Origin of the sequence: Dactylosporangium cerinum (genome assembly GCF_042653625.1) — a bacterium.
Classification (GTDB): domain Bacteria; phylum Actinomycetota; class Actinomycetes; order Mycobacteriales; family Micromonosporaceae; genus Dactylosporangium; species Dactylosporangium cerinum.
Genome location: NZ_JBHSIU010000046.1, coordinates 226,940 through 247,223, shown reverse-complemented (window position 1 = coordinate 247,223; position 20,284 = coordinate 226,940). Strand labels below are relative to the sequence as shown.

18 protein-coding genes are annotated in these 20,284 nt (G+C 71.9%); 9 read left to right on the top strand and 9 right to left on the bottom strand.

The window, feature by feature from the left end; genetic code table 11:
• Positions 1-108: 108 nt before the first annotated feature.
• Positions 109-483: an SHOCT domain-containing protein gene (locus ACFPIJ_RS34955; protein WP_380121649.1), complete on the top strand. Its 375-nt coding sequence runs from the start codon at positions 109-111 to the stop codon at positions 481-483.
• A 68-nt stretch (positions 484-551) separates the two neighbouring features.
• Entirely contained in the window at positions 552-1,130 is a 579-nt protein-coding gene (locus ACFPIJ_RS34950; RefSeq protein ID WP_380121648.1) for a hypothetical protein, read from the top strand.
• Here ACFPIJ_RS34950 and ACFPIJ_RS34945 read toward each other — a convergent pair.
• The 7 genes from ACFPIJ_RS34945 to ACFPIJ_RS34915 all read right to left on the bottom strand — a co-directional run bounded on the left by ACFPIJ_RS34945 (position 1,090) and on the right by ACFPIJ_RS34915 (position 11,580).
• Positions 1,090-2,301 (bottom strand): MFS transporter, encoded by a 1,212-nt coding sequence (locus ACFPIJ_RS34945; protein ID WP_380121646.1) that lies wholly within the window; start codon positions 2,299-2,301, stop codon positions 1,090-1,092. The genes ACFPIJ_RS34950 and ACFPIJ_RS34945 overlap by 41 nt on opposite strands.
• 62 nt (positions 2,302-2,363) lie before the next feature.
• The gene (locus tag ACFPIJ_RS34940; protein ID WP_380121644.1) at positions 2,364-3,614 is read right to left on the bottom strand and encodes a type III PLP-dependent enzyme; all 1,251 of its coding nucleotides are present in this window, start codon (positions 3,612-3,614) and stop codon (positions 2,364-2,366) included.
• Positions 3,615-3,949: 335 nt separating this feature from the next.
• Complete coding sequence (locus ACFPIJ_RS34935; protein ID WP_380121642.1) at positions 3,950-6,676, bottom strand: putative bifunctional diguanylate cyclase/phosphodiesterase; 2,727 nt, start codon at positions 6,674-6,676, stop codon at positions 3,950-3,952.
• Between the two features lie 166 nt (positions 6,677-6,842).
• Complete coding sequence (locus ACFPIJ_RS34930) at positions 6,843-8,243, bottom strand: ROK family protein (RefSeq protein WP_380121639.1); 1,401 nt, start codon at positions 8,241-8,243, stop codon at positions 6,843-6,845.
• 104 nt (positions 8,244-8,347) lie between these two features.
• Positions 8,348-9,607 (bottom strand): sugar ABC transporter permease, encoded by a 1,260-nt coding sequence (locus ACFPIJ_RS34925; RefSeq protein WP_380121637.1) that lies wholly within the window; start codon positions 9,605-9,607, stop codon positions 8,348-8,350.
• The gene (locus ACFPIJ_RS34920; RefSeq protein ID WP_380121635.1) at positions 9,604-10,377 is read right to left on the bottom strand and encodes an ATP-binding cassette domain-containing protein; all 774 of its coding nucleotides are present in this window, start codon (positions 10,375-10,377) and stop codon (positions 9,604-9,606) included. The genes ACFPIJ_RS34925 and ACFPIJ_RS34920 overlap by 4 nt, the downstream gene beginning before the upstream one ends.
• Before the next feature lie 105 nt (positions 10,378-10,482).
• Positions 10,483-11,580, bottom strand: a complete 1,098-nt coding sequence (locus ACFPIJ_RS34915) for a sugar ABC transporter substrate-binding protein (RefSeq protein ID WP_380121632.1) — start codon at positions 11,578-11,580, stop codon at positions 10,483-10,485.
• A gap of 302 nt (positions 11,581-11,882) precedes the next feature.
• On the opposite strand from ACFPIJ_RS34915, the gene ACFPIJ_RS34910 reads away from it, so the two are divergent.
• The gene (locus tag ACFPIJ_RS34910) at positions 11,883-12,695 is read left to right on the top strand and encodes a hypothetical protein (RefSeq protein ID WP_380121630.1); all 813 of its coding nucleotides are present in this window, start codon (positions 11,883-11,885) and stop codon (positions 12,693-12,695) included.
• A 9-nt stretch (positions 12,696-12,704) separates the two neighbouring features.
• Here the strand turns inward: ACFPIJ_RS34910 and ACFPIJ_RS34905 are convergent, their stop codons facing one another.
• Complete coding sequence (locus ACFPIJ_RS34905) at positions 12,705-13,574, bottom strand: L,D-transpeptidase family protein (RefSeq protein WP_380121627.1); 870 nt, start codon at positions 13,572-13,574, stop codon at positions 12,705-12,707.
• A 19-nt stretch (positions 13,575-13,593) separates the two neighbouring features.
• Between ACFPIJ_RS34905 and ACFPIJ_RS34900 the strand changes: the two genes are divergently transcribed.
• The 3 genes from ACFPIJ_RS34900 to ACFPIJ_RS34890 all read left to right on the top strand — a co-directional run bounded on the left by ACFPIJ_RS34900 (position 13,594) and on the right by ACFPIJ_RS34890 (position 17,340).
• Positions 13,594-14,340 (top strand): M15 family metallopeptidase, encoded by a 747-nt coding sequence (locus ACFPIJ_RS34900; RefSeq protein ID WP_380121625.1) that lies wholly within the window; start codon positions 13,594-13,596, stop codon positions 14,338-14,340.
• Positions 14,341-14,422: 82 nt separating this feature from the next.
• A complete protein-coding gene (locus tag ACFPIJ_RS34895) occupies positions 14,423-15,940 on the top strand; it encodes an outer membrane protein assembly factor BamB family protein (protein WP_380121623.1) in 1,518 nt (505 codons plus the stop codon).
• A gap of 44 nt (positions 15,941-15,984) precedes the next feature.
• Positions 15,985-17,340 carry a tetratricopeptide repeat protein gene (locus ACFPIJ_RS34890; protein WP_380121621.1) on the top strand — a complete coding sequence of 452 codons (1,356 nt, stop codon included), beginning with the start codon at positions 15,985-15,987 and terminating at the stop codon, positions 17,338-17,340.
• A 4-nt stretch (positions 17,341-17,344) separates the two neighbouring features.
• On the opposite strand, the gene ACFPIJ_RS34885 is transcribed toward ACFPIJ_RS34890, so the two are convergent.
• Entirely contained in the window at positions 17,345-18,823 is a 1,479-nt protein-coding gene (locus tag ACFPIJ_RS34885) for an FAD-dependent monooxygenase (protein ID WP_380121618.1), read from the bottom strand.
• 96 nt (positions 18,824-18,919) lie between these two features.
• Between ACFPIJ_RS34885 and ACFPIJ_RS34880 the strand changes: the two genes are divergently transcribed.
• The 3 genes from ACFPIJ_RS34880 (at position 18,920) to ACFPIJ_RS34870 (ending at position 20,198) form a co-directional block, all read left to right on the top strand.
• A complete protein-coding gene (locus tag ACFPIJ_RS34880) occupies positions 18,920-19,129 on the top strand; it encodes a helix-turn-helix domain-containing protein (protein ID WP_203850509.1) in 210 nt (69 codons plus the stop codon).
• 1 nt (position 19,130) lies between these two features.
• Positions 19,131-19,586, top strand: a complete 456-nt coding sequence (locus ACFPIJ_RS34875; RefSeq protein ID WP_380121616.1) for a Clp protease N-terminal domain-containing protein — start codon at positions 19,131-19,133, stop codon at positions 19,584-19,586.
• 81 nt (positions 19,587-19,667) lie between these two features.
• Positions 19,668-20,198 (top strand): DUF6817 domain-containing protein, encoded by a 531-nt coding sequence (locus ACFPIJ_RS34870; protein WP_380121613.1) that lies wholly within the window; start codon positions 19,668-19,670, stop codon positions 20,196-20,198.
• The last annotated feature ends 86 nt before the right edge of the window (positions 20,199-20,284 follow it).

The window sequence follows — 20,284 nt, the reverse complement described above, 5'->3', positions numbered from 1 at the left end:
GGTGGCCCCTCACCCGGGTGAGGTGATGAACGGGCGGGGGAGGAGATCGACCATGGAGACATGGAAGACATCTCGTTCGGAGACGTGATTCTCTCGACACTGTGGTTCATGTTGGTGTTCGCATGGATCTGGTTGATGATCAGCATCCTGACGGACGTGTTCCGCGACCACTCGGTGAGTGGCTGGGGCAAGGCCGGCTGGACGCTGTTCCTCATCGTGCTGCCATGGGTTGGCGCGCTGGTGTACCTCATCACCCGGGGGCCGTCGATGAACGAGCGGCACCGTGAGCGTGTCCTCGCTCAGGACGCCGAGGTCCGCGAATACGTCCGCAGCGCCGCCGGGACCCCGACCCCGAGCCCCGCTGACGAGCTGGGCAAGCTCGCGGATCTGCAGCGTCGGGGGATCCTGACCGACGCCGAATACGCGCGCGCCAAGTCGGCGCTGCTGGAGCAGAGCCAGAACGGCGCCGGGGCGCGGCGCTGACCGGCGACGGGCTGACCGGCGACGGGCTGACCGATTTCGAGCAGGAGCGGCTGCTGACCGACGCGCTGATGTACGAGGGTCAGCAGCACTGGCTGCACTACCGGCACATCGAGCTGGAACGCAACCAGTTCCTGGGCTTCTTCTTCACACTGCTGGTCGCGATCGTCGGGTTCTTCGTCGCGATCAGCGCCCGCGCCGCGGACTGGCCGACCATTGCGATCGGGCTCACCGCCATGGCGGCGGTGCTCGGGCTGATCAGCCTGCTGATCTTCGCGAGCGTGCGGAAGTTCGGCGCCGTGCTGGACGTGTACGACCGGGACATCGCCCGCATCCGTCAGGCGCTGTTCGAAAAGGCGCAGGACGAACGGACCCATCTCGCGACCGGCAAGGCGGTCATGCAGCCCGTGATCCTGCACCGGGTGTTCGATCCGCAGTTCGCGGCCGAGGTGATCATCGGCACGTTCGGTGTGGTGGCGTTCGGCATCCAGCTCGTCGTGGCCGCCGCCACGCTCCTCAGCGACAGCTTCTCGACCGGCCAGCGGGTGCTGGCGTGCCTCCTCGCGGTGGCCAGCACGTTCGGGGTTGCCGTCGGGGTCGCCGTGTGGCTCAGGTACGGGCGGGCCGGCGCGGGAGGCGCAGCCGGATGAGGGCGGACAGGGTCGCGGCGCCGAGGGTCGCCGCCGCGACACCGCTGGTCAGGCCGATCGCTGAGGCCGTGACCAGGGCCGGCAGGAATTTCACGGCGACGGCGCCGCCGAGGGCGCGGGTCGAGGCGCTCCAGGCGAGCACCGTGGTCACCGTGCCCGGGGTCGCGTCGCGGGCGATCCGGGCGTCCATCCCGCCCTCGAACGCGGTCATGCTCAGGCCGGACAGGAACTGCGCGAGGAACAGGCCGAGGAGGTGGGCCGGGGCGAGCAGCCAGCCGATGAGCATGCCGACGCCCCACAGTGGCCAGGTGACCTGGATCGGCAGGCGGAGCCGGTCGACGACGGAGACGGCGGAGGACGACAGCAGGCAGCCGGCGCTGAACGCGATCGCCGCGCCCGCCACCGCGTGGTGCCCGTGCAGTTCGCTGGCGAGGGCGACGGACAGCAGGGTCGGGCCGGCGGCGAGGAGGGTGACGACGCCGCCGCCGGCGAGGACGGGCCACGGCAGCCGGGGGCGGCCGGTGCGGGCCCGGTCGTGTTCGCGCCGGGCGGTCCGGGTGACCTGCCCGCCGGCCACCGGCGTGGGAGGACGAGCGGTGCCGGAGTCCTGCACCCTGGCCCGCCTGGCGGTGAGGATGGTCGGGAGCAGGCTCAGGCCGTACACCAGGAAAACGGCGATCAGAAAACCACCGCGCAGGGGCAGCAACGCCGCGACCCCTGCTCCGGCGGCCTCGACCGCGGCGATGGACAGCGCGTAGCGGGTCATGGCCTGCGGGCGGGCGTCCACCGCGGCGACCTCGGCGCGCATGGCGGCGAACCCCGCGTAGGCGGCGATGTGCATGAGCACGATCCCGGCCGCGATGAGCTTGCCGTCGTAGCCGGCGAGCAGCGCGGCCAGGGTCGCCACCCGCAGGGTGCCCTCGGTGCCGCCGGCGAGCAGCAGCAGCTTGCGGCCGTGCAGGTGCCGGGCCAGCCGGCCGGTGACGGGCGCGGACAGCACGACGCCGAGGAGCATGGCGGCGTTGAACAGGCCGGCGAGGGCGAGGCCGCCGCGGTCCACGGCGACCAGGTTGAAGATCGTCCAGCCCAGGGACAGGCCGAACGAGTCGACCAGCCCGGACACCATGAGTTCGCGCAACCGCCCGGCGCGCCGACGCCCGCCGGGGGTCACACTGCGATGGCGGGACGGGCGTGCGGGCCGGTGCGTCCGCGGGGGCGCAACGGCCGTGGTCATCAGACGCCGCCGACCCGGGCCGAGGGCAGGTGCACGGGCAGAGCCACTGCCGGCGCCGACGGTGCCACGCCGCCGACGAAGACGGGCTCCGGCGGCGGGAAGCCGTTGAAGTGCGAGGCGTAGCTCAGCGTGTACGCGCCGGCCGAGCCGATGTACAGCTTGTCGCCGACGTCGATGGTCGAGGGCAGGTTGACGCCGTAGAACATCGTGTCGGAGCTGTCGCAGGAGGGGCCGGTGACGGTGAACGGCAGGTGCGGCACCAGCGCGTGGTCGGTGCGCGAGGTCCACAGCGGGAAGCGCCACTGCTGCACGGTCTGCTGGGTCTCCATCATGCCGTGGTAGGCGCCGATGTCGAGGTAGAGCCAGTTCTCCCCGGCGCGGACCTCCCGGCCGAGCACGGAGGAGACCATGACGGAGCTCTCCGCGACCAGGTGCCGGCCCGGTTCGGCGGCGAGGACCTGCGGCCGGTAGGGCAGCAGCTCGTCCAGGGCCGGCACGATCGCGTCGGCGATCTGGGCGAGGGAGGGGACGCGCTCGACGTAGCGGGCCGGGAAGCCGCCGCCGAGGTCGAGCATCTCGAGGTGGACGCCGTCGGTGGCCAGGACGGCCATGAGCCGGCCGGCGGCCGCGATCGCCTGACGCCACGCGCTCGTGGTGGCGCACTGCGAGCCGACGTGGAAGGTGACGCCGTACGGGCGCAGGCCCAGCTCCCGGGCGAGCAGCAGCAGCGCCCGCGCCTCGTGCGCCTCGGCGCCGAACTTGCGCGACAGCGGGAAGCTGCTGGTCGAGTCGTCGACGCGCAGCCGGATGTACACCGCGGCGCCGGGCGCGAGCTGGGCGAGCTTGTGCAGCTCGCCCTCGGAGTCGAAGCTGAAGCGCCACAGGCCGGCCTTTCGGGCCTCGACGATCGCGGCGGGCGGCTTGATCGGGTTGCTGTACAGGACCTCGGCGGGGTCGACCCCGATCTCCTGGAGCATGCGCAGCTCGCCGATCGAGGCGACCTCGAAGCTGGAGCCGAGCGCCGCGAGGGTGCCGAGGATCTCGGTGCTCGGGTTGCACTTCATCGCGTAGAACGTCGACACGCCGGGGATCGCGGCGGCGAAGGCGGTGTACCGGTCGACGACGGTGTTCAGGTCGACTGCCAGGAACGGCGTGGGCACGTCGAAGCCGGCCAGGGCCCGCGGGCCGAGGGCGGCCGGCCAGTGGCCGGGGAGGTCGAGGCGCGCCTGGTCGGTGATGGCAGCCGTCATGTAATGCACTCCATTCTCGTGATAAATCCGGAATGTTCGTCGGGATTGCGGCGGACATTCCGAGCGGGCGGTGCAGTGCGGTGTGGTCCGCCGGGACGTGTTCGCGGTGTCGACGTCGAGATCGGCACCCGGCGGCGGAACTTCGGCAGGACGGCGTTGCGGCTCGGGGGTATCAGGCCGCCCGCGCGCACCCGCCCGGCAACCTGGGGCGAGGCGGCGCGGCCGCACTGGCCAGGCGACCAGGGCGGCCGCACCGGCCAGGCGACCAGGGCGGCCGCACTGGCCAGGCGACCAGGGCGGCCGCACCGGCCAGGCGACCAGGGCGGCTGGAAGCGTCAGGCGACCAGGGCGGCCGGGTCGCGCAGCAGGGCGCCGGCCTCCTCGGCCGGGAGCGGCCGGGAGAAGTAGTAGCCCTGGGCGAGGTCGCAGCCCATCCGGCGCAGCGCGAGGAACTGCGCGTACTGCTCGATGCCCTCCGCGACCGTGGCCATCCCGAGGCTCTGCCCCAGCTGGACGATCGTGCGGGCGAGGGCCGCGTCGGGGGTGGCGCCGCCGATGCGTTCCACGAAGGACCGGTCGATCTTCAGCGTGTCGACGGGGAAGCGGCGCAGGTACGCCAGCGACGAGTACCCGGTGCCGAAGTCGTCGATCGCCAGCTTGACGCCGATCTCCTTGAGGCTGAGCAGGACGGCCAGGTTCTCCTCGGTGTCCGTCATCAGGACGCTCTCGGTCATCTCCAGGCACAGCCGTTCCGCCGGCAGTCCGGTGTCGGCGAGGACCCCGGCGACGATCGCCGGGAGGTCGGGCTGGTCGAACTGGCGGCCGGACACGTTGACGGCCATCGTCAGGGCCCGGTCCGGGTCGTAGGCGCCCCATTCGACGCACTGCCGGCTGGCCTCGGCGAGGACCCACTGGCCGAGCGGGCGGATGAGGCCCGTGGACTCGGCGAGGGGGATGAAGTCGGCCGGGGAGATCATCCCGCGGACCGGGTGCCGCCAGCGCACGAGCGCCTCGAACCCGGTGATGGTGCCGGAGCGCAGCTCGATCGTCGGCTGGTAGTGCAGCTCGAGCTCGTCGGTGTTGTCCAGGGCGCGGCGCAGGTCGGCGGCGAGCTGGAGCCGGTCGACGAGGCCGGAGTGCATGGTGGGGTCGTAGCGGGCGAAGGTGCCCTCGCCGGCCGCCTTGGCGCGGTACATGGCCAGGTCGGCGTTGCGCATCAGCTGGTCGGCGTCGGCGGCGTCCGGGCCGGTCAGCGCGATGCCGATGGAGCCCTGGACGTGGATCTCGGTGTTGTCGATGTCGAACTGCCGGTCCAGGGCGTCGATGATCCGGGTGGCGAGCTCGTCGGCGTCGTCGGCGTCCCCCACGACATCGATGAGGACCGCGAACTCGTCGCCGCCGAAGCGGGCCACGGTGTCGCCGGGGCGCACCGCGGCGGCGAGCCGGTCGGCGACCTGGACGAGGAGCTGGTCGCCGGCGGCGTGCCCGAGGCTGTCGTTGACCTCCTTGAACCCGTCCAGGTCCAGGAACAGCACGGCGATGTCGGCGTCGCCGCGGCGGCGCAGCGCGAGCTCGACCCGGTCCTTGAACAGGGCCCGGTTGGCGAGTTTGGTGAGGCCGTCGTGGAACGCCTCGTGGACGAGCTGGTCCTCCAGCTCCTTGCGTTCGGAGATGTCGCGGGAGTTGAGCACGAGGCCCTGCACGCTGAGGTCGGCGAGCAGGTTGGTGACGGTGACCTCGGCCAGGCGGAAGTGCCCGTCGGCGTGGCGCATCGGGATCTCCACGACGCGGCTGGCGTAGGGGGTCTCGGAGACCGCGCCGAACGCCTCCTCCAGGCGGTCGCGGGCCTCCTCGCCGAGGAAGTCGAGGATGCGCTGCCCGGTGATGTGCTCGCGGGGGTAGCCGAAGACGCGCTGGATCGACTCGGACTGGTAAGTGACGGCGCCGTCCAGCGCGACGACGGTGACGACGTCGGAGCTGTGCTGCACGAGGGCCTGGAACCGCTGCTCGCTGGCGCGCAGCTCGGCGGTGCGGGCCTCGACCCGGTCCTCCAGGTCGCGGGTCAGGTTCCGGTTCTCCAGCAGGGTGAGCAGCTGCCGGCCGACGATGAGCAGGATGATCGCCGAGCGGGTCCACGACACGACCGGGTCGTGGGCACCGTGGCGCAGCACCTCCAGGCTGCTGGTCACCAGGGCGCCGAGGACGGCGATGTAGGGCAGCATGAGGCCGAGCGGGCGGGTCAGCGCGGCGGGGTTCTCGGCCTCGTGCTGCCCGTCGGGCTTGCGCGAGGCGAGCAGGATCAGGACGAACCCGACGAACCACCCGAGGTCCAGGACCGCGCCGGAGCCGTAGTTGTCGATCAGGGTCAGGTACGCGTAGCCGCTGTCGGACACGGTGAACGCGGCCAGGCCGGTCCCGACCAGCGGCATCGACATGGGGCGCTGCCCGCCGCTGCGCAGCCGGGCGACCATGAAGAGCACGACGGTGAGCACGACGACGTCGCCGCCCGGATACCAGAGCGTGACGAGCAGCGCGAGGAAGCTGTCCGCGCCCTGCCGCGCGAGCGGGCCGAGGATCAGCACCCAGGTGATGAGCAGCAGCGACGCGGCGATCATGAGGCCGTCGAGGATGCTGCGGGCCTGCTGGGCGACGCTCTGCCGGCTCATCGGCAGCAGCAGCAGCAGGCCGGCGGCGGTGAACGGCATCATCCAGAAGTAGCCGGCGTCGGCGAGGGAGGGGAACGGCACCTCGGTGCCCAGGATGGTCTCGTACCAGATGCAGAACAGCTGCCCGACGGCCCAGGAGAACGCGCCCAGCCCGGTCAGCGTCCACGACGAGCGGACCCGGCGGCCGACCGGGCGCAGCGCCTTGGCGAAGCAGCCCCAGGCGGCGGCGAGGGCCGCGGCGAACAGCGCGACGTTGGACGTGTTCTGGGCGACGATCGGCCCGCCGGCGCCGGTGACGAGCGCGACGAACAGGATCGCGGTGATGCCGGCGGCGGCCCCGCACAGCATCGCGTAGCCCCTGCTCGGGGCAACGACGTGCCGCAGCCTGCCCAACAATGTCGCCTCCCCGTCGCCGTTCCCGTCCTGTGACCCGCAAGATCGGGTGACAGGGCGGAGAACTGAGACGTCGGGTTGCCCGGCAACCTCACCGCACCCGGCCGGAATGTTTGGCAGGTGCGCGACCATGGCCCGGCCGCGGTGGGTGCCGGGGCGCGGGTGCGGGTCAGGCGAAGTCGAGCGGGTCGGCGAACAGCGGCTCGAACGCGAGCTCCGCGGCGCCGAGCAGGGCCGCGTCCTCGCCCAGCACGGGCGTGCGGAGGCGGACGTGTTCGCGGCAGGCGGGCAGCGCGTTGCGGTTGAGGCGGCTGCGCACCTGTGCGGCGGAGGCCAGGTACACCTCCCGCAGCGTGCCGCCGAAGATCACCATCTCGGGGTTGAAGATGTTGACCAGGTTCGCCACGCCGAAGCCCAGCCAGTCGCCGACCTGCCGGACCGCCGCCTGCGCCGACGCGTCGCCGCGCCCGGCGGCGTCCACGACGGTGAGGATGCCCTCGCGGCCGGAGGACGGGTTGCGCCCGGCGGCGGCGAGGAGGGCGTGCTCGCCGATCTCGGTCTCCCAGCAGCCGCGGGAGCCGCAGCTGCACGGCTTGCCGGCGGGGTTGACGACCATGTGGCCGACCTCGCCGCCGTAGCCGCCGTGGCCGGTCACGGGGCGGCCGGCGGCGATGATGCCGCCGCCGACGCCGGCGTCGCCGTACAGGTACACGACGTTGTCGCAGCCGACGGCGGCGCCGCGGGCGTGTTCGGCGAGCGCGGCGAGGTCGGCGTTGTTGCGCACCTGCACCAGTGGCCGGGTCGCGTCACTGCCGGCGTCGGGCTCCTCGGGGTCGGGGAGGTCGCCGTCGCCGTCGAGCAGGTCGTCGCCGGACCCGCCGGCCGGGTTGGCGGTGCCGGCGGAGCCGCGGCGGGCGAGGGACGCGTCCACGAGGTCGTCGTCCGGGGCCTGCCGCTGCGCCGGCACGGCCGGCGCCCGCAGTCTGGTGGCGGGGAACAGGTCGACGCCGGTGCTGATGATGACGTCGGCGAGGGCCTCGCCGAGGGGCTGGTCGACCCAGCCGAGCTCCGGGCCGAGCCGGACGAACCCGTCCTCGCGGCGCACCATGGCGGAGACCGCGGCGGCGCTGCCGACGAGCCGGGCGCCGGGCGGGGCCGCCTTCTGCATCTGCCGGACGAAGTCGGCGATCGGCGCGACCACCTGCGCGGCGCTGCGGTCGCCGCGTTCGCGCACCGCGGCGTGCCGGTCGAGCACGACGCCGCCGAGGCCGACCCGGGCGGCGACGATCCGGTCGACCTCCACGGCGAAGGCGAAGACGTAGACGTGCTCGGACTCGGGGTGCACGACGAGTGACGGGCGGCCGGCCCGTCCCCGCTGCTCGCGGGGCACGCCCTCGCTGACGAGGCCGGCGGCGGCGAGGTCTGCGGTCAACGCGCCGATCGTGCTGCGGTTGAGCCCCAGGCTGGTGGTGAGGTCGGCGCGGGACATCGCACCGTGGAGGTGCACGGAACGCAGGAGAGCACCGAGGTTGCTCCTGCGGATCTCCTCCTGGCTGGGGCCGACGCGCATGCTCGACTTTCTACGTTGGTGGTGCCTGCCGCTTACCGTACGGCCGCCCTGCCAGCCGGAACAGAGCCGTTCTGGCAGCTGTTCCGACTGGCGGGAGGGCGCGGTTATCTCAGCCCGGCTGAGGCGGCCCGGCGGCGGGACAGGGCGTCGATGCCGGCGGCGGCGAGGAGGACGACGCCGGTGACGATGAACTTCTGGCCGGCGCTGTACTGCATCAGACCCATGCCGTTTTCGATGACGGCGACGACCGCGCCGCCGAGGACCGCGTCCAGGACCCGGCCCTTGCCGCCGAACAGGCTGGTGCCGCCGATGACGGCCGCGCCGACCGCGTAGAGCAGCACGTTGCTGCCGCCGGTGTTCGGGTCGACGGACGCCTGCCGGGACGCGGCGATGATGCCGCCGACCGCGGCCATGGCGGAGCAGATGACGAAGACGGAGATCCGGATCGCGTCGACGTTGATGCCGGCCCGGCGGGCCGCCTCCTTGTTGCCGCCGACGGCGTAGAGGTGCCGGCCGTAGGCGGTGCGGCCCAGCACGAACGTCCAGATCACCAGCAGGACGCCGATGAGCAGGACGACCATCGGGACGCCCTTCTGCGAGAACAGGATGTTGCGGCCCCGCTCGAGGTTGAGCACGTACACCGCGACGCCCATGAGCGCGGCGACGCCGCCGACCCGCAGCGCGACGACGGACACCGGCTCGACGGCCAGGCCCCGGCGGGCCCGGCTGGTGCGCTTCCACAACTGCAGGGCGGCGAGGGCGGCGATGGTGACGCCGTACAGGATCCAGCCCTGCAGCGGGGTGAACCGGCCGTCGAAGTTGATCTTCTTGATGGTCGCGTCGTCGACGGAGATGATCGTGCCGCCCTTGATGAGCAGCAGCACCGTGCCCTGGAAGGCGAGGAACGCGGCGAGCGTCACCACGAACGACGGGATGCCGATCTTCGCGACCAGCAGGCCGATGACGATGCCGATCACGACGCCGGTGACGACGGCGCCGAGGACCGCCACGTACCAGGGGAAGCCGTGCGTGGTCAGCAGGGTCGCCAGGACCGCGGCGCACACGCCGCTGGCGTAACCGGCGGACAGGTCGATCTCGCCGAGCAGCAGCACGAAGACGAGGCCCATGGCGATGACCGTGACGGCGGCGCCCTGGGAGAGCAGGTTGGCGAAGTTGGCCGCGCTGAAGAAGACCGGCCGGGCGACGGAGAAGATGACCGTCAGCACGATGAGGCCCAGGATCGCGGGCAGCGCGCCCATGTCCCCGCCGCGCACCTTCGCGAAGTACGTGCTGACGTACAGCCCCAGGGTCGCCGGCTGGCTGCCGGACGCCTTCTCCTCCGGGGGCACCGTGGACACGGTCATACTGTCGCTCCGTTCTGGCGCAGCCCGAGGTCGCCGCTGCGACCGGAGGTGATGAGTTCCACGACCTGCGAGTGGGTCACGTCGGTGGCGCTCACCTGGGCGCACATCTGGCCGAGGAACAGCGCGGCGATGCGGTCGGCGACCGCGAACACGTCGTTCATGTTGTGCGAGATGAGCACCACGGCGAGGCCGTTGTCGGCGAGGCGGCGCACCAGCTCGAGGACCTGGGCGGTCTGCGCGACGCCGAGGGCGGCGGTGGGCTCGTCGAGCACCACCAGGCGGTTGTTCCACAGCACGGCCTTGGCGATCGCGACCGTCTGCCGCTGCCCGCCGGACAGGCTCGACACGTGCTGGCGGACCGATTTGACGGTGCGCACCGACAGCCCCGCGAGGGTCTCCGCGGCCTTCTGCTCCATCGTGATGTCGTCCAGGACGATGCCGCTCTTGATCTCGCGGCCGAGGAACATGTTCTGGACGATGTCGAGGTTGTCGCAGAGGGCGAGGTCCTGGTAGACGATCTCGACCCCGAGCGCGGCGGCGTCGCGCGGCCCGTGCACGCTGACCGGCTTGCCGTCGAACAGGTACTCGCCCGAGTCGATCGAGTAGATCCCGCCGAGGCACTTGACCAGGGTGGACTTGCCGGCGCCGTTGTCGCCGACGAGGGCGGTGACCTGGCCGGCGTACGCGGAGAAGTCCACGTCACGCAGGACCTGGACGGGTCCGAAGCTCTTGTTGAGCCCACGGACCTCCAGCAGAGGTGTGTCGGTCACGATGCTCCTTCTTGCATGTCCGACGGGTGGCGTTCGATCACAGCCACGGCCCGGTGTCCGCGGTGGGGGGAACCGCGGACACCGGGCGCGCTCATTGGCTGTTGCTTACTTGATGCCCGCCGCCGCGCACTTGGCGGCGAAGTCGCCGGTGCACAGTTCGGCGACCGTGACGTAGCCGTCGTCGATGACGTCCTTCACGTTGTCCTTGGTGATCGACTTCGGGGTCAGCAGCACCGCGTCGACCTCACGCTTGCCCTCGGGGTCGGTCACCTTCTGGGAGGTCGCCCCCTTCTCGCCCTTGGCCAGGCCGATGGCGAGCTTGGCGGCCGCGTCGGCCTCCTGCTTGACGGCCTTGTAGACGGTCATGCACTGGTCGCCGTTGAGGATGTTCTGCAGGCCCTGGACGGTCGCGTCCTGGCCGGTCACCGGGACCTTCCCGTTGAGCTTCTGCTTCTTGAGGATGTTGATGGCGGCGTTGCCGAGCCCGTCGTTGGCGGCCAGCACACCCGCGATGTTCGGGGTCGAGGTCAGCATCTGCTCGAACACGGTGCCGGCGGTGGTGTTGTCCCACTCGGCGACCCACTGGTCCGGGCCCTTGACGTATTCGGCGCTGTCGTACTTGGCCTTGAGCACCCCGTCGTAGCCCTGCTTGAACAGGGTCGCGTTGTTGTCGGTCTGCGAGCCGTTGAGCTCAGCGATGATCGGCTTGCTGGCCTTGGCGTCGGTGAGGCACTTGACCAGGCCCTCGCCCTGCAGCTTGCCGACCGCGACGTTGTCGAAGCTGACGTAGTACGCCGCGGAGCCGCCGAGGGTCAGCCGGTCGTAGTCGATCGTCGCGACGCCGGCGGCCTTGGCCTTGTCCAGCACGGCCTTGCCGGTGCCGGAGTCCAGGTTGACGATCATGAGGACGTTGACGCCGCCCGTGATCATCTGCTCGGCGATGGTCTGGAACGCGGCCTTGTCGTTCTGCGCGTTCTGGATGTCGTAGTCGACGCCGGCGGTCTTGAACGCCTGCTCGAGGTATTTGCGGTCGGCGGTCTCCCAGCGGGCCGAGGACTTGCTGTCCGGCAGGATGACGCCGATCTTGGCCTTCTTGGTGTTGCTGCCGGTGCCTGGGTCGGCTGCCTTGTCGTCGCCGCAGGCGGTGAGCCCGCCGGTGGCGAGGACACCTACCGCCATCAGGGAGAGGATCCCTTTGCGCATTTGCACGGGTCCTTTCAAATATGCGCCTCGCGGCGCGCGGGGGGTTCGGGGCGGGGGGTCCACCGTCGGGGGGTGAGGTCGACGGTGATTGTTGTGTCCGGCAACGTATTCCCCCGCAGCCGTTGGGCACAAGGCCGCCGCGATTTCGAAATTGTTGTTGCCGGTAACAATTGCGCAACGCGCCCGCAACCGCCTCCGGCGCCATGATCATCGCGCGGTTCAGTTGCTGGGCGGTTGCGGAGAACGAGAAACCTGCGTGATCTTTCCCCTTTGCAACTTTCGGCATGGCTATTCTCGGGTTCATGATCACTCCGCCGTTCGCGCCGGAGATCCTCGCCGAGTTCCCGGAGCTCTCCGCGCTCGGCAGGACCGCGACCCGGCTGCACCCACGGCGCGGGACGCCGGGCGTCGGCGACAGCCACGCCGGCGGGCCCCTCGCCTGGCCGGCCGGCGAGCCGTGGCCGGTGTGCACCCGCGAACTGCGCGACGGCCGCCGCCACGCCAGCCCCAACCCGCTCGTGCCGCTGGCGCAACTGTGGGCTTCGGACGTCCCCGACCTGCCGCGCACCGGCCCCGGCGGGGAGGAGTTCGATCTGCTGCAGGTGCTGTGGTGCCCGGTCGAGCACCTCCGCGAGACCCGCGGTCCCGCCGTGCAGGTGGTCCGCCGGTGCGCCGCGGACCTGCCGCCCGACCTGCTCACCGACCCGCCGCAGGGCGATGTCGAACGGGCCGGCTGGGTCCCCACGCCCTGCGTCCTGCACCCGGAGCGGATCACCGACCACCCGTGCGCCGACGCGCTGCCCGCGGCCGTCCGCGACCGCATGCCGCCGGGCGTGGCGGCCGGGTTCGTCGCCCCGGGCTGGAAGGTCGGCGGTTACCCCCGCCGCGCCGGTGTGATCCCGTGCCCGCGCTGCGCCACCCCGGCCGAGCTGCTGCTGGTCGTGGCCGAGTGCGAGTACGACGCTGCCTCGTACCACTGGATCCCCCTCGAAGAGCAGGACCTGGACTGGTCCGCCCCGCACGGCGACGCCTACGAGCGCCCCACCGGCCTGCGCCTCGACGGCGACCTGCACATCTTCACCTGCCCCGGCTGCGCCGCCGTCCACGTCGTCTGAACCGCCGGGTCAGTAGCGGGACAGCTGCGACGTCGGCGACAGCACGATCCGCGGGTTGGCCGCCGGGTTCAGCCAGCGCAGCAGCGCGACCAGGTCCGCCTGCGGCAGGCTCACGCAGCCGAGCGTGGCGTTACCGGTGGCCTGGTGCAGGAAGATGCCCGAACCGCGGCCCGGCGTCGCCGGCATGTTGTACCGGATCACCGCAAAGTACGTGTACTGCGGGCTGATCTGCCACAGCGGCTCGCTCGGCCCGCCCGGGTTCGCGCCGTGGTGGAACGTGTTGTAGCCGGGCGAGGAGCTGTTCTCGTCCCACCAGTCGTCCTGCACGACCCGGTGGTAGGTGTACCGGACGCCGGGGTTGGCGCCGATGCCGTACATGGTGGCGTCGAAGGCGTAGACGCCGGTCGGGGTGGTCTTGTCGCCCTCGCGCTTGTCGCCGCTGAAGCCGTTGCCGCCGATCCGGGCGGTCATCGCCGACAGGGCCGGCTGCCAGACCCCGCCGGTCTTCGCGTAGGCGCGCAGGCTCGTCGTGGTCGCCGACGCGCTCGCCGCCTGCACGATGACGACCTGGGTGGTGCCGGCCGGCAGGGTCTTGAGCCGGGAGGCGTCGTTGGCCGCCACGGCGGCGGCCGCGGTCTTCGACACCGACGGCGACACCGACGGTTTCTTCGACGCGGATGCGGACGGTGACGGCTGGGCCGGCGGCGACACCTCGGCGGAGGGCTCCGCTGACGGCTCGCCGCTGCCGGTGGCCGACGGCGTCGACACGGGCTGCGCGGAGCCGGATGGCTTCCCGCCGCACGCCGTGAGCACGGTCACCAGCGTGGCGATGGCGAACAGGGCCTGCGGGGCGCGTCGTCTGCGCTGGTCAACCGGCACGACACATAGTATCGACCCCATGCCGATCCGCAGCCGCACCCGCCGGGTTCCGGCATTGACGCTGGTCCTGCTCGTGCTGGCGGGCTGCGGCGGGGGGACCGGAGGCACCGCGGCGAGCGGCTCGCCGCCGTCACCGACGGTGGTGGTGGCCCCGTCCGCGGCCCCGGCGTCCTCCTCGCCGCCGCCGTCCGCCGGTGCCTTCGTGGGCACGGTCGAGGTGCTGCCCGCCGCGGCCCGGCAGCGCATGACCGGCGTGTCGTGGCGGCCGGGCTGCCCGGTCGGCCTGGACGACCTGCGGCTGCTGCGGCTGTCCTACGTCGACTTCGACGGCGCCGCGCAGGTCGGCGAGCTCGTCGTGCACCGGGCGATCGCCGACGCGACCGTGCGGGTCTTCGCGAAGCTGTTCGCGGCCCGTTTCCCGATCCGCGGCATGCAGACCATCGAGGCCTACGACGGCAGCGACGACGCGTCGATGGCGGCGGACAACACGTCGGCCTTCAACTGCCGCAACGTGCCGAACACCAAGCACTGGTCCAACCACGCCTACGGCCGGGCGATCGACATCAACACCGTGGAGAACCCGTACCTGCCGGGCAAGCAGATCATGCCGCCGGCCGGCAAGGACTACCTGGACCGGCGGGCCGTCAGACCGGGGATGATCGTCGCCGGCGACGTGGTCGTGACCGCGTTCAAGGCCGAGGGCTTCGCCTGGGGCGGCGCGTGGCGCACCGGCGTGGACTATCAGCACTTCGAGAAGCCCGGGTGAGTTGATGTGAGTTTGGTGGCACGGATCCCTTAACGCCGTTCGGAGGAGCCACAGTATGGCGATGGATCGACATACTGTCGCCATGTCACGTACGGGGACGTTCCGTCTCATGCTCGCCGCTGCCCTGGTCCTTGTCCTGGGCGGGATCGCCACCACCGCATTCGCGCTGCGCAAGACCGCCGCGGAGCGCACCGACGCCTCCGCGACCGGTGCGCCCGCCGCCACGGTGTCGCCGTCGCCGGCCAAACCGGCGTTCACCGGCTGGTCGGATCCGGAGCTGGTCGGCAAGCCGTACGGCACGAAGGTGCAGGGCCTGCTGACCTTCCGCGGCAACCCGACCCGCACCTACTACGGGCAGGGGCCGGTGCCGCGCAGCATGCCGGTGCACAAGTGGCAGTTCCCGAAGACCGGCGGCCTGTGCCGGATGTCGGAGGACAAGGGCAAGACGACGCAGTGGTGCGGCAACGGCTGGACCGGCCAGCCCGCCGTGTTCGAGAAGGACGGCCGGACCTGGGTCGTCTTCGGCGCGTACGACGGGGCCATCCACTTCCTCGACGCCGCCACCGGCGAACGCATCATCCCCGACTTCCCGACCGGTGACATCATCAAGGGCACCGTGACGATGGACCCGGACGGCTACCCGCTGCTCTACTCCGGCTCCCGCGACAACTACTACCGGGTCATCGCCCTGGACCGGGGCAAGCCGACCGAGCTGTGGAAGCTGTCGGCGAACGCGGTGTCGCCGGTCATGTGGAACGACGACTGGGACGGCTCCGGCCTGATCATCGACGACTACCTGTTCGAGGGCGGCGAGAACAGCCAGTTCCACATCGTGAAGCTCAACCGCGGCTACGACGCCAACGGCAAGGTCACGGTCAACCCGAAGCTGGTGTTCAACACCCCGGGCTGGGACGCGCAGCTGCTCAAGGACTTCGGCGACAGCAACGTCTCGATCGAGAACTCCGTGGCGATCTACAAGGACACCGTCTACTTCGCCAACTCCGGCGGCCTGGTGCAGGGCTGGGACATCAGCGGCCTGAAGGCCGGCAAGACCCCGACCCGGGTGTTCCGGTTCTGGACCGGCGACGACACCGACGCCACGATCGTCATCGACGAGGCCGGCTTCCTCTACGTCGGCTCCGAGTACGAGAAGGGCAACGCCCGCTCCAAGCAGGTCGGGCAGATGCTGAAACTCGACCCGTCCAAGCCGGACAACCCGATCGTGTGGGCGGTGAAGGACCAGGGCAGCAAGCCGGCCGGCATCTGGGGCACGCCGGCGCTGTTCAAGGACATCGCGATCTTCGACACGACCGGCGGGGACGTGATGGGCCTGGACCGCGCCACCGGCGCCGTGCGCTGGAAGTTCCACGTGCCCGGCAACGAGACCTGGCAGTCCCCGGTCGTCGTCGACGACACGCTGTTCATCGGTGACTGCTCCGGCATCATGCACGCCTACGACGTCAAGGACACCAACGCCCAGCCGAAGCTGCTGTGGGAGCTGAAGATCGGCGGCTGCATCGAGTCGACCCCGGCGGTCTGGAAGGGCGCCATGTACTTCGGCACCCGCGCGGGTGCGATCCACTCCCTGTCGGTGTCCTGAACTAGTATCCTAGGATGCCCTACGCGCCGTGCGGTCCGTCATAGGTGGACGCCGAGGATCTCGACTACCGCACCCGGACAGAGTCCGGCTGCATCCCGCCACGGTTCGTCGAGCGGCTCGTCGAGCTCGGCCACACCGACGAGGTGGAGCGGCAGGCGGGCCGTGGGGAGTGGTTCTGCGCGCTGGACCGGGCGCGGTATCTCGCGGGTCAGGACCGCCAGGCGGAGGCGCTGGCGGTCCTCGACCCGTTTGTGGCCACCGGCTGGTGGACGGCGGCGGAGAGCGCGGCCGCTCTGCTGGAGGGCTGGGGCCGGGTCGCCGAGGCGATCGCCCTGACCCTGCCGTATGCCGAGGACGGGAAATCGTTCGCGGTGGAATGGGTCGGGAGGCTGTTGGCCCGGCACGGCCGGGCGGACGAGGCCTTCGACCTGCTCCACCCGCATGTCCGGGAGGGGTTCGTGGCGGCGGCGCTGGTGGACGCCTGCCCGCACCGGGCGGAGGAGGTCGCGGCCCTGCTGGTCGCCCGCATCGAGGCGGCACCGGTGCCGGAATGTCAGTGCGGGCGTGGGTGCGTGCGGTGGCGCCGCACCGAGCCGTGGAATGCCGGCGCGCTCCTGGCTACGATCCGGGAACGGCAGGGTCGGGTCGACGAGGCGATCGCCCTGCTGGACGGGATGGAGAGCACCGCGGTGAACGACCACGACCTGCTTGCCGACCTGCTGGCCCGGCACGACCGGTTCGAGAACCTGCGAGCGTATGCGGCGACCGACATCCTCGGGTTCGGCGCCCGGCGGCTCGCCGAGGTGCTGGAAGGGCGCGGGGACGTGGACGGCGCGATCGCCGTGTACCGGCAGCCCGCGGAGGCGCTGATCTGCTCACTCCACGAGCCGCTGGCGCGCCTGCTGATGCGGCACGGCCGGGTCGAGGAGGCAACCGCGGTGCTGCGGGAGTGGGCGGGCGCTCCCGGCGGCACGGAGGACTACGTCGCCGACACGCTGTGCACCCACTACGCCGACCTGGGACGCCCAGAGGACGGCCTGGCCTTCCTGGACGCGCTGCCCATGCACTACAGCGACGACGATTGGGCGTTCTTCTGCATCCGGCAGAGTCTGTTGACCGCCTGCGGGCGGCGGGAGGAGGCCTACGAGCGGGCCCGGGCGCAGGTCGACGCCGGAGCCTGGCATGCGGCCCGGACCCTGGCGGACCTGTTGGCCGAGGACGGCCGCACCGAGGAGGCCGTGGCCGTCCTCGAGCAGCAAGGCCCGGATCTCAGCGCCGACCTGGCCTGGCATCTCATCGGTGCCGGCCGGGTGCCGGAGGCCGTGGCGCTGCTGCAACGACCCCAGCCCAGGTTTGTCGCGCCCCCGGCGGACGGACCCATCGACGAACCCCCGTTCTGAGCCGTTACGGCGCTCCCATCCATCCCACCAGCGCCTCGTGCAACCCGTCGGGGGAGTCGCCCGCCCACGCCAGGTAGCCGTCGGGGCGGACGAGCGCGGACGGGCCGGCACCGGGCAGCGCGACGACCTCGAGCCGCTGCCGCCACGGGTCCGCCGTCGTGGTGAGCTTCCCGCCGTCGGTGGCGTCGATGACCAGCGGCCGGCCGGTGCTCAGCTGCCTGATCGCGGCCGTCGCCGCCGGGCCGTCCAGGGCGTCGGGCGCCCACGCACCGATCAGCGGACCGGGTCCGAACCGCACGTCCGAGCCCTCCATGAGCGCGGCCAGGTGCGCCAGCGGACCCGGGTGCCGCAGCGCCTCGGTGAGGACCTCGCGCAGGGCCTCGGCGTTCTCGCCCGGCGCAGACAGGGCGGCCTGCGCGCGCGTGTGCAGGATCGCGCGCTGTGCGGCGGGGTGGCGTTCGGCGTGGTACGTGTCGAGCAGGCCCGCCGGTGCGGTGCCGCGTGCGGCGGCGGCCAGCTTCCAGCCGAGGTTGACCGCGTCCAGCAGGCCGGCGTTGAGGGCGGTGCCGCCGGCGGCGAACACGTGCGCGGCGTCGCCGGCGAGCAGGACCCGGCCGGTCCGGTACGTCTCGGCCTGCCTGCTATTGGCGACCGTGCTGCGGACCCAGTGCGCCGCGGTGATCGGCAGGTCGGTGCCGATCACGCGGTGGACGCTCGCGCGCAGCTCGTCGAGGGTGAGGGGATGGTCCGGCGGGTTCGGGGGGAGTGGCTCGGAGGTGGCCAGGATGTAGACGTCCGGGTCGGCGGCCGGGTCAAGCATCCGCTGGGGGGCGACGGTGATCGTGCCGGTCGCGGTGCGGTTCGGCCGCAGCAGCGCCAGCCGGACCCCGCGCACCGTCAGGGTCCCGCCGTCGACGGTGACCTCGCCGGCCGGCATGGTCACGCGGGCCATTCGGGAGATCTCGTCGCTGGTGATGCCGGGGAAGGCGATGCCGGCGTGCTTGCGGACGAAGCTGCGCCCGCCGTCGCAGCCGACGAGGTGTCCCGCGGTGAGGGTGGCGTCGCCGGCAGGCCCCCGCACGTCCAGCGTGACGCCGTCGTCGGTCTGCGCGAAGCCGGTGACTTCGTGGCCGCGCCGGACGGTCGCGCCGGCTGCGGTCGCGGCGCTGTGCAGGAGGTCCTCAAGCGCGCGCTGCGGCACGGGCAGCACGTGCAGGGGGCTGGTTTCGAGCCGGTCGAGCTCCAGGGTCAGCGGCCCGAACGGGAATCTGGGCACGGCGATGGGGTGCAGGGGCGTGCCGTGGAGCAGGCCGCGGTGGTCGAGCACGCGGGTGATCTGGCCGACGAGTCCGTTCGCGCGGGGCTGCTCGTCGGGGTGTGGTGACTTGTCCAGCACGAGGGCGGGTACGCCCGCCAGGCCCAGTTCGTAGGCGAGCAGCAGGCCGGTGGGGCCGGCTCCGGCGATGACGACTTCGGCGTCCACGGTCGATCTCCTCCAAGGTTGTCAGTCTGGACTGACACGGTCGGTGGTGTCAGTCTGCGTTGACAAATCTCGGCCTGTCAACCCAGACTGACAGGCATGAGCGATGCAGATCTGTCCGCCCGGATCCGGTCCGCCGATCCCGCCGTGGGCCTGCGCGCCGTCGGCGCCCTGCACCGCCTCGCCGAGCAGGTCGAGGCCGTGCACGTCGAGCTCGCGCGCGCCGAGGGCTGGTCGTGGGAGCAGATCGGCGACGCGCTCGGGGTGTCGCGGCAGTCGATCCACGCCAAGTACGGGAAGGGACGCTGAGATGTTCGAGAGATTCGCCGCGACGGCGCGTTCGGCCGTGCAGGGCGCCGTTGAGGAGGCCCGCCGGCGGGGCGACCGGCGGGTGGGCACCGAGCACCTCCTGCTGGCCGTGCTCAGCGAGCCGACCGGCGCCGGCCTGCTCGGTGTCACGGTGGCCGCGGCCCGGACGGCGGCGGACGAGCTCGACCGGCAGGCCCTGGCCGCGATCGGTGTCGACATCGGCGACTTCCGGCCCACCGGTGCCGTGGGCGCCGGCAAGCGCCCGCCCTTCAGCTCCGGGGCCCGTGAGGTCCTGTCGCGCACCCTGGCGCTGGCCGCGGCGGCGAGGTCCCGCCGGATCGAGACCCGGCACCTGCTGCTGGCGCTGCTGGAGCGGGGCCGGCCCGATCCGGTCGCCGCCCTGCTGTCGGAGCTGGCCGTGGATGCCCCGGCGGTCCGGACCCGCCTGCTGGCCTGACACCAACGTCCTAGGATGCCTTACGCGGCGTGTGCCGCGTCACCCTGGAGCCGGCTGACGCGGCGCTCCTAGGCTCGGGGCATGGGCGCTGAGGAGGACCTGCGGGCGTGGCTGCGGCAGCACGGCGCCGAGACGATCGAGCATCCCGGCGGCACGCTGTATGCGCACCTTTCGCGTGTCCATGACCGGCTGGGCGGGCTGGGGCTGGGCGCCGACGTGCAGCTGGCCGGGCTGGCGCACGCGGTGTACGGCACGGACGGCTTCGATCTGGTCCTGCTCGACCCGGCCGACCATGGCACGCTGCGGGACCTCATCGGCGCGCCCGCGCAGCGGCTGGTCTACCTGTACGGCGCCTGCGACCGTGACCGCACCTGGCGACGCCTTGCCGACACCGGGGAGGTCTGGAACCGCTTCACGGACACGGTCGAGTCCCTCGATGCCGACGTGCTGCGGCCGTTCGCCGACCTGACCATCGTCAACGAGCTGGACGTCGTCGAGCAGGACCCGGCCGTGGCGGCGCGCCACGGCGACTACTTCCGCTCGCTGTTCGCCTCGTGGGCCCGGATCGCGTCTGCCGCGGTCCTCGCCGACGCCGGGCGGGTGCTGTCATAGGTGCCGTATCTCCTGCTCCACCGTCATATCCTAGCGTCCTAGGATGCCTTAGGCGACGTGGCTGACGCCACGCCAGTACAAAAAGA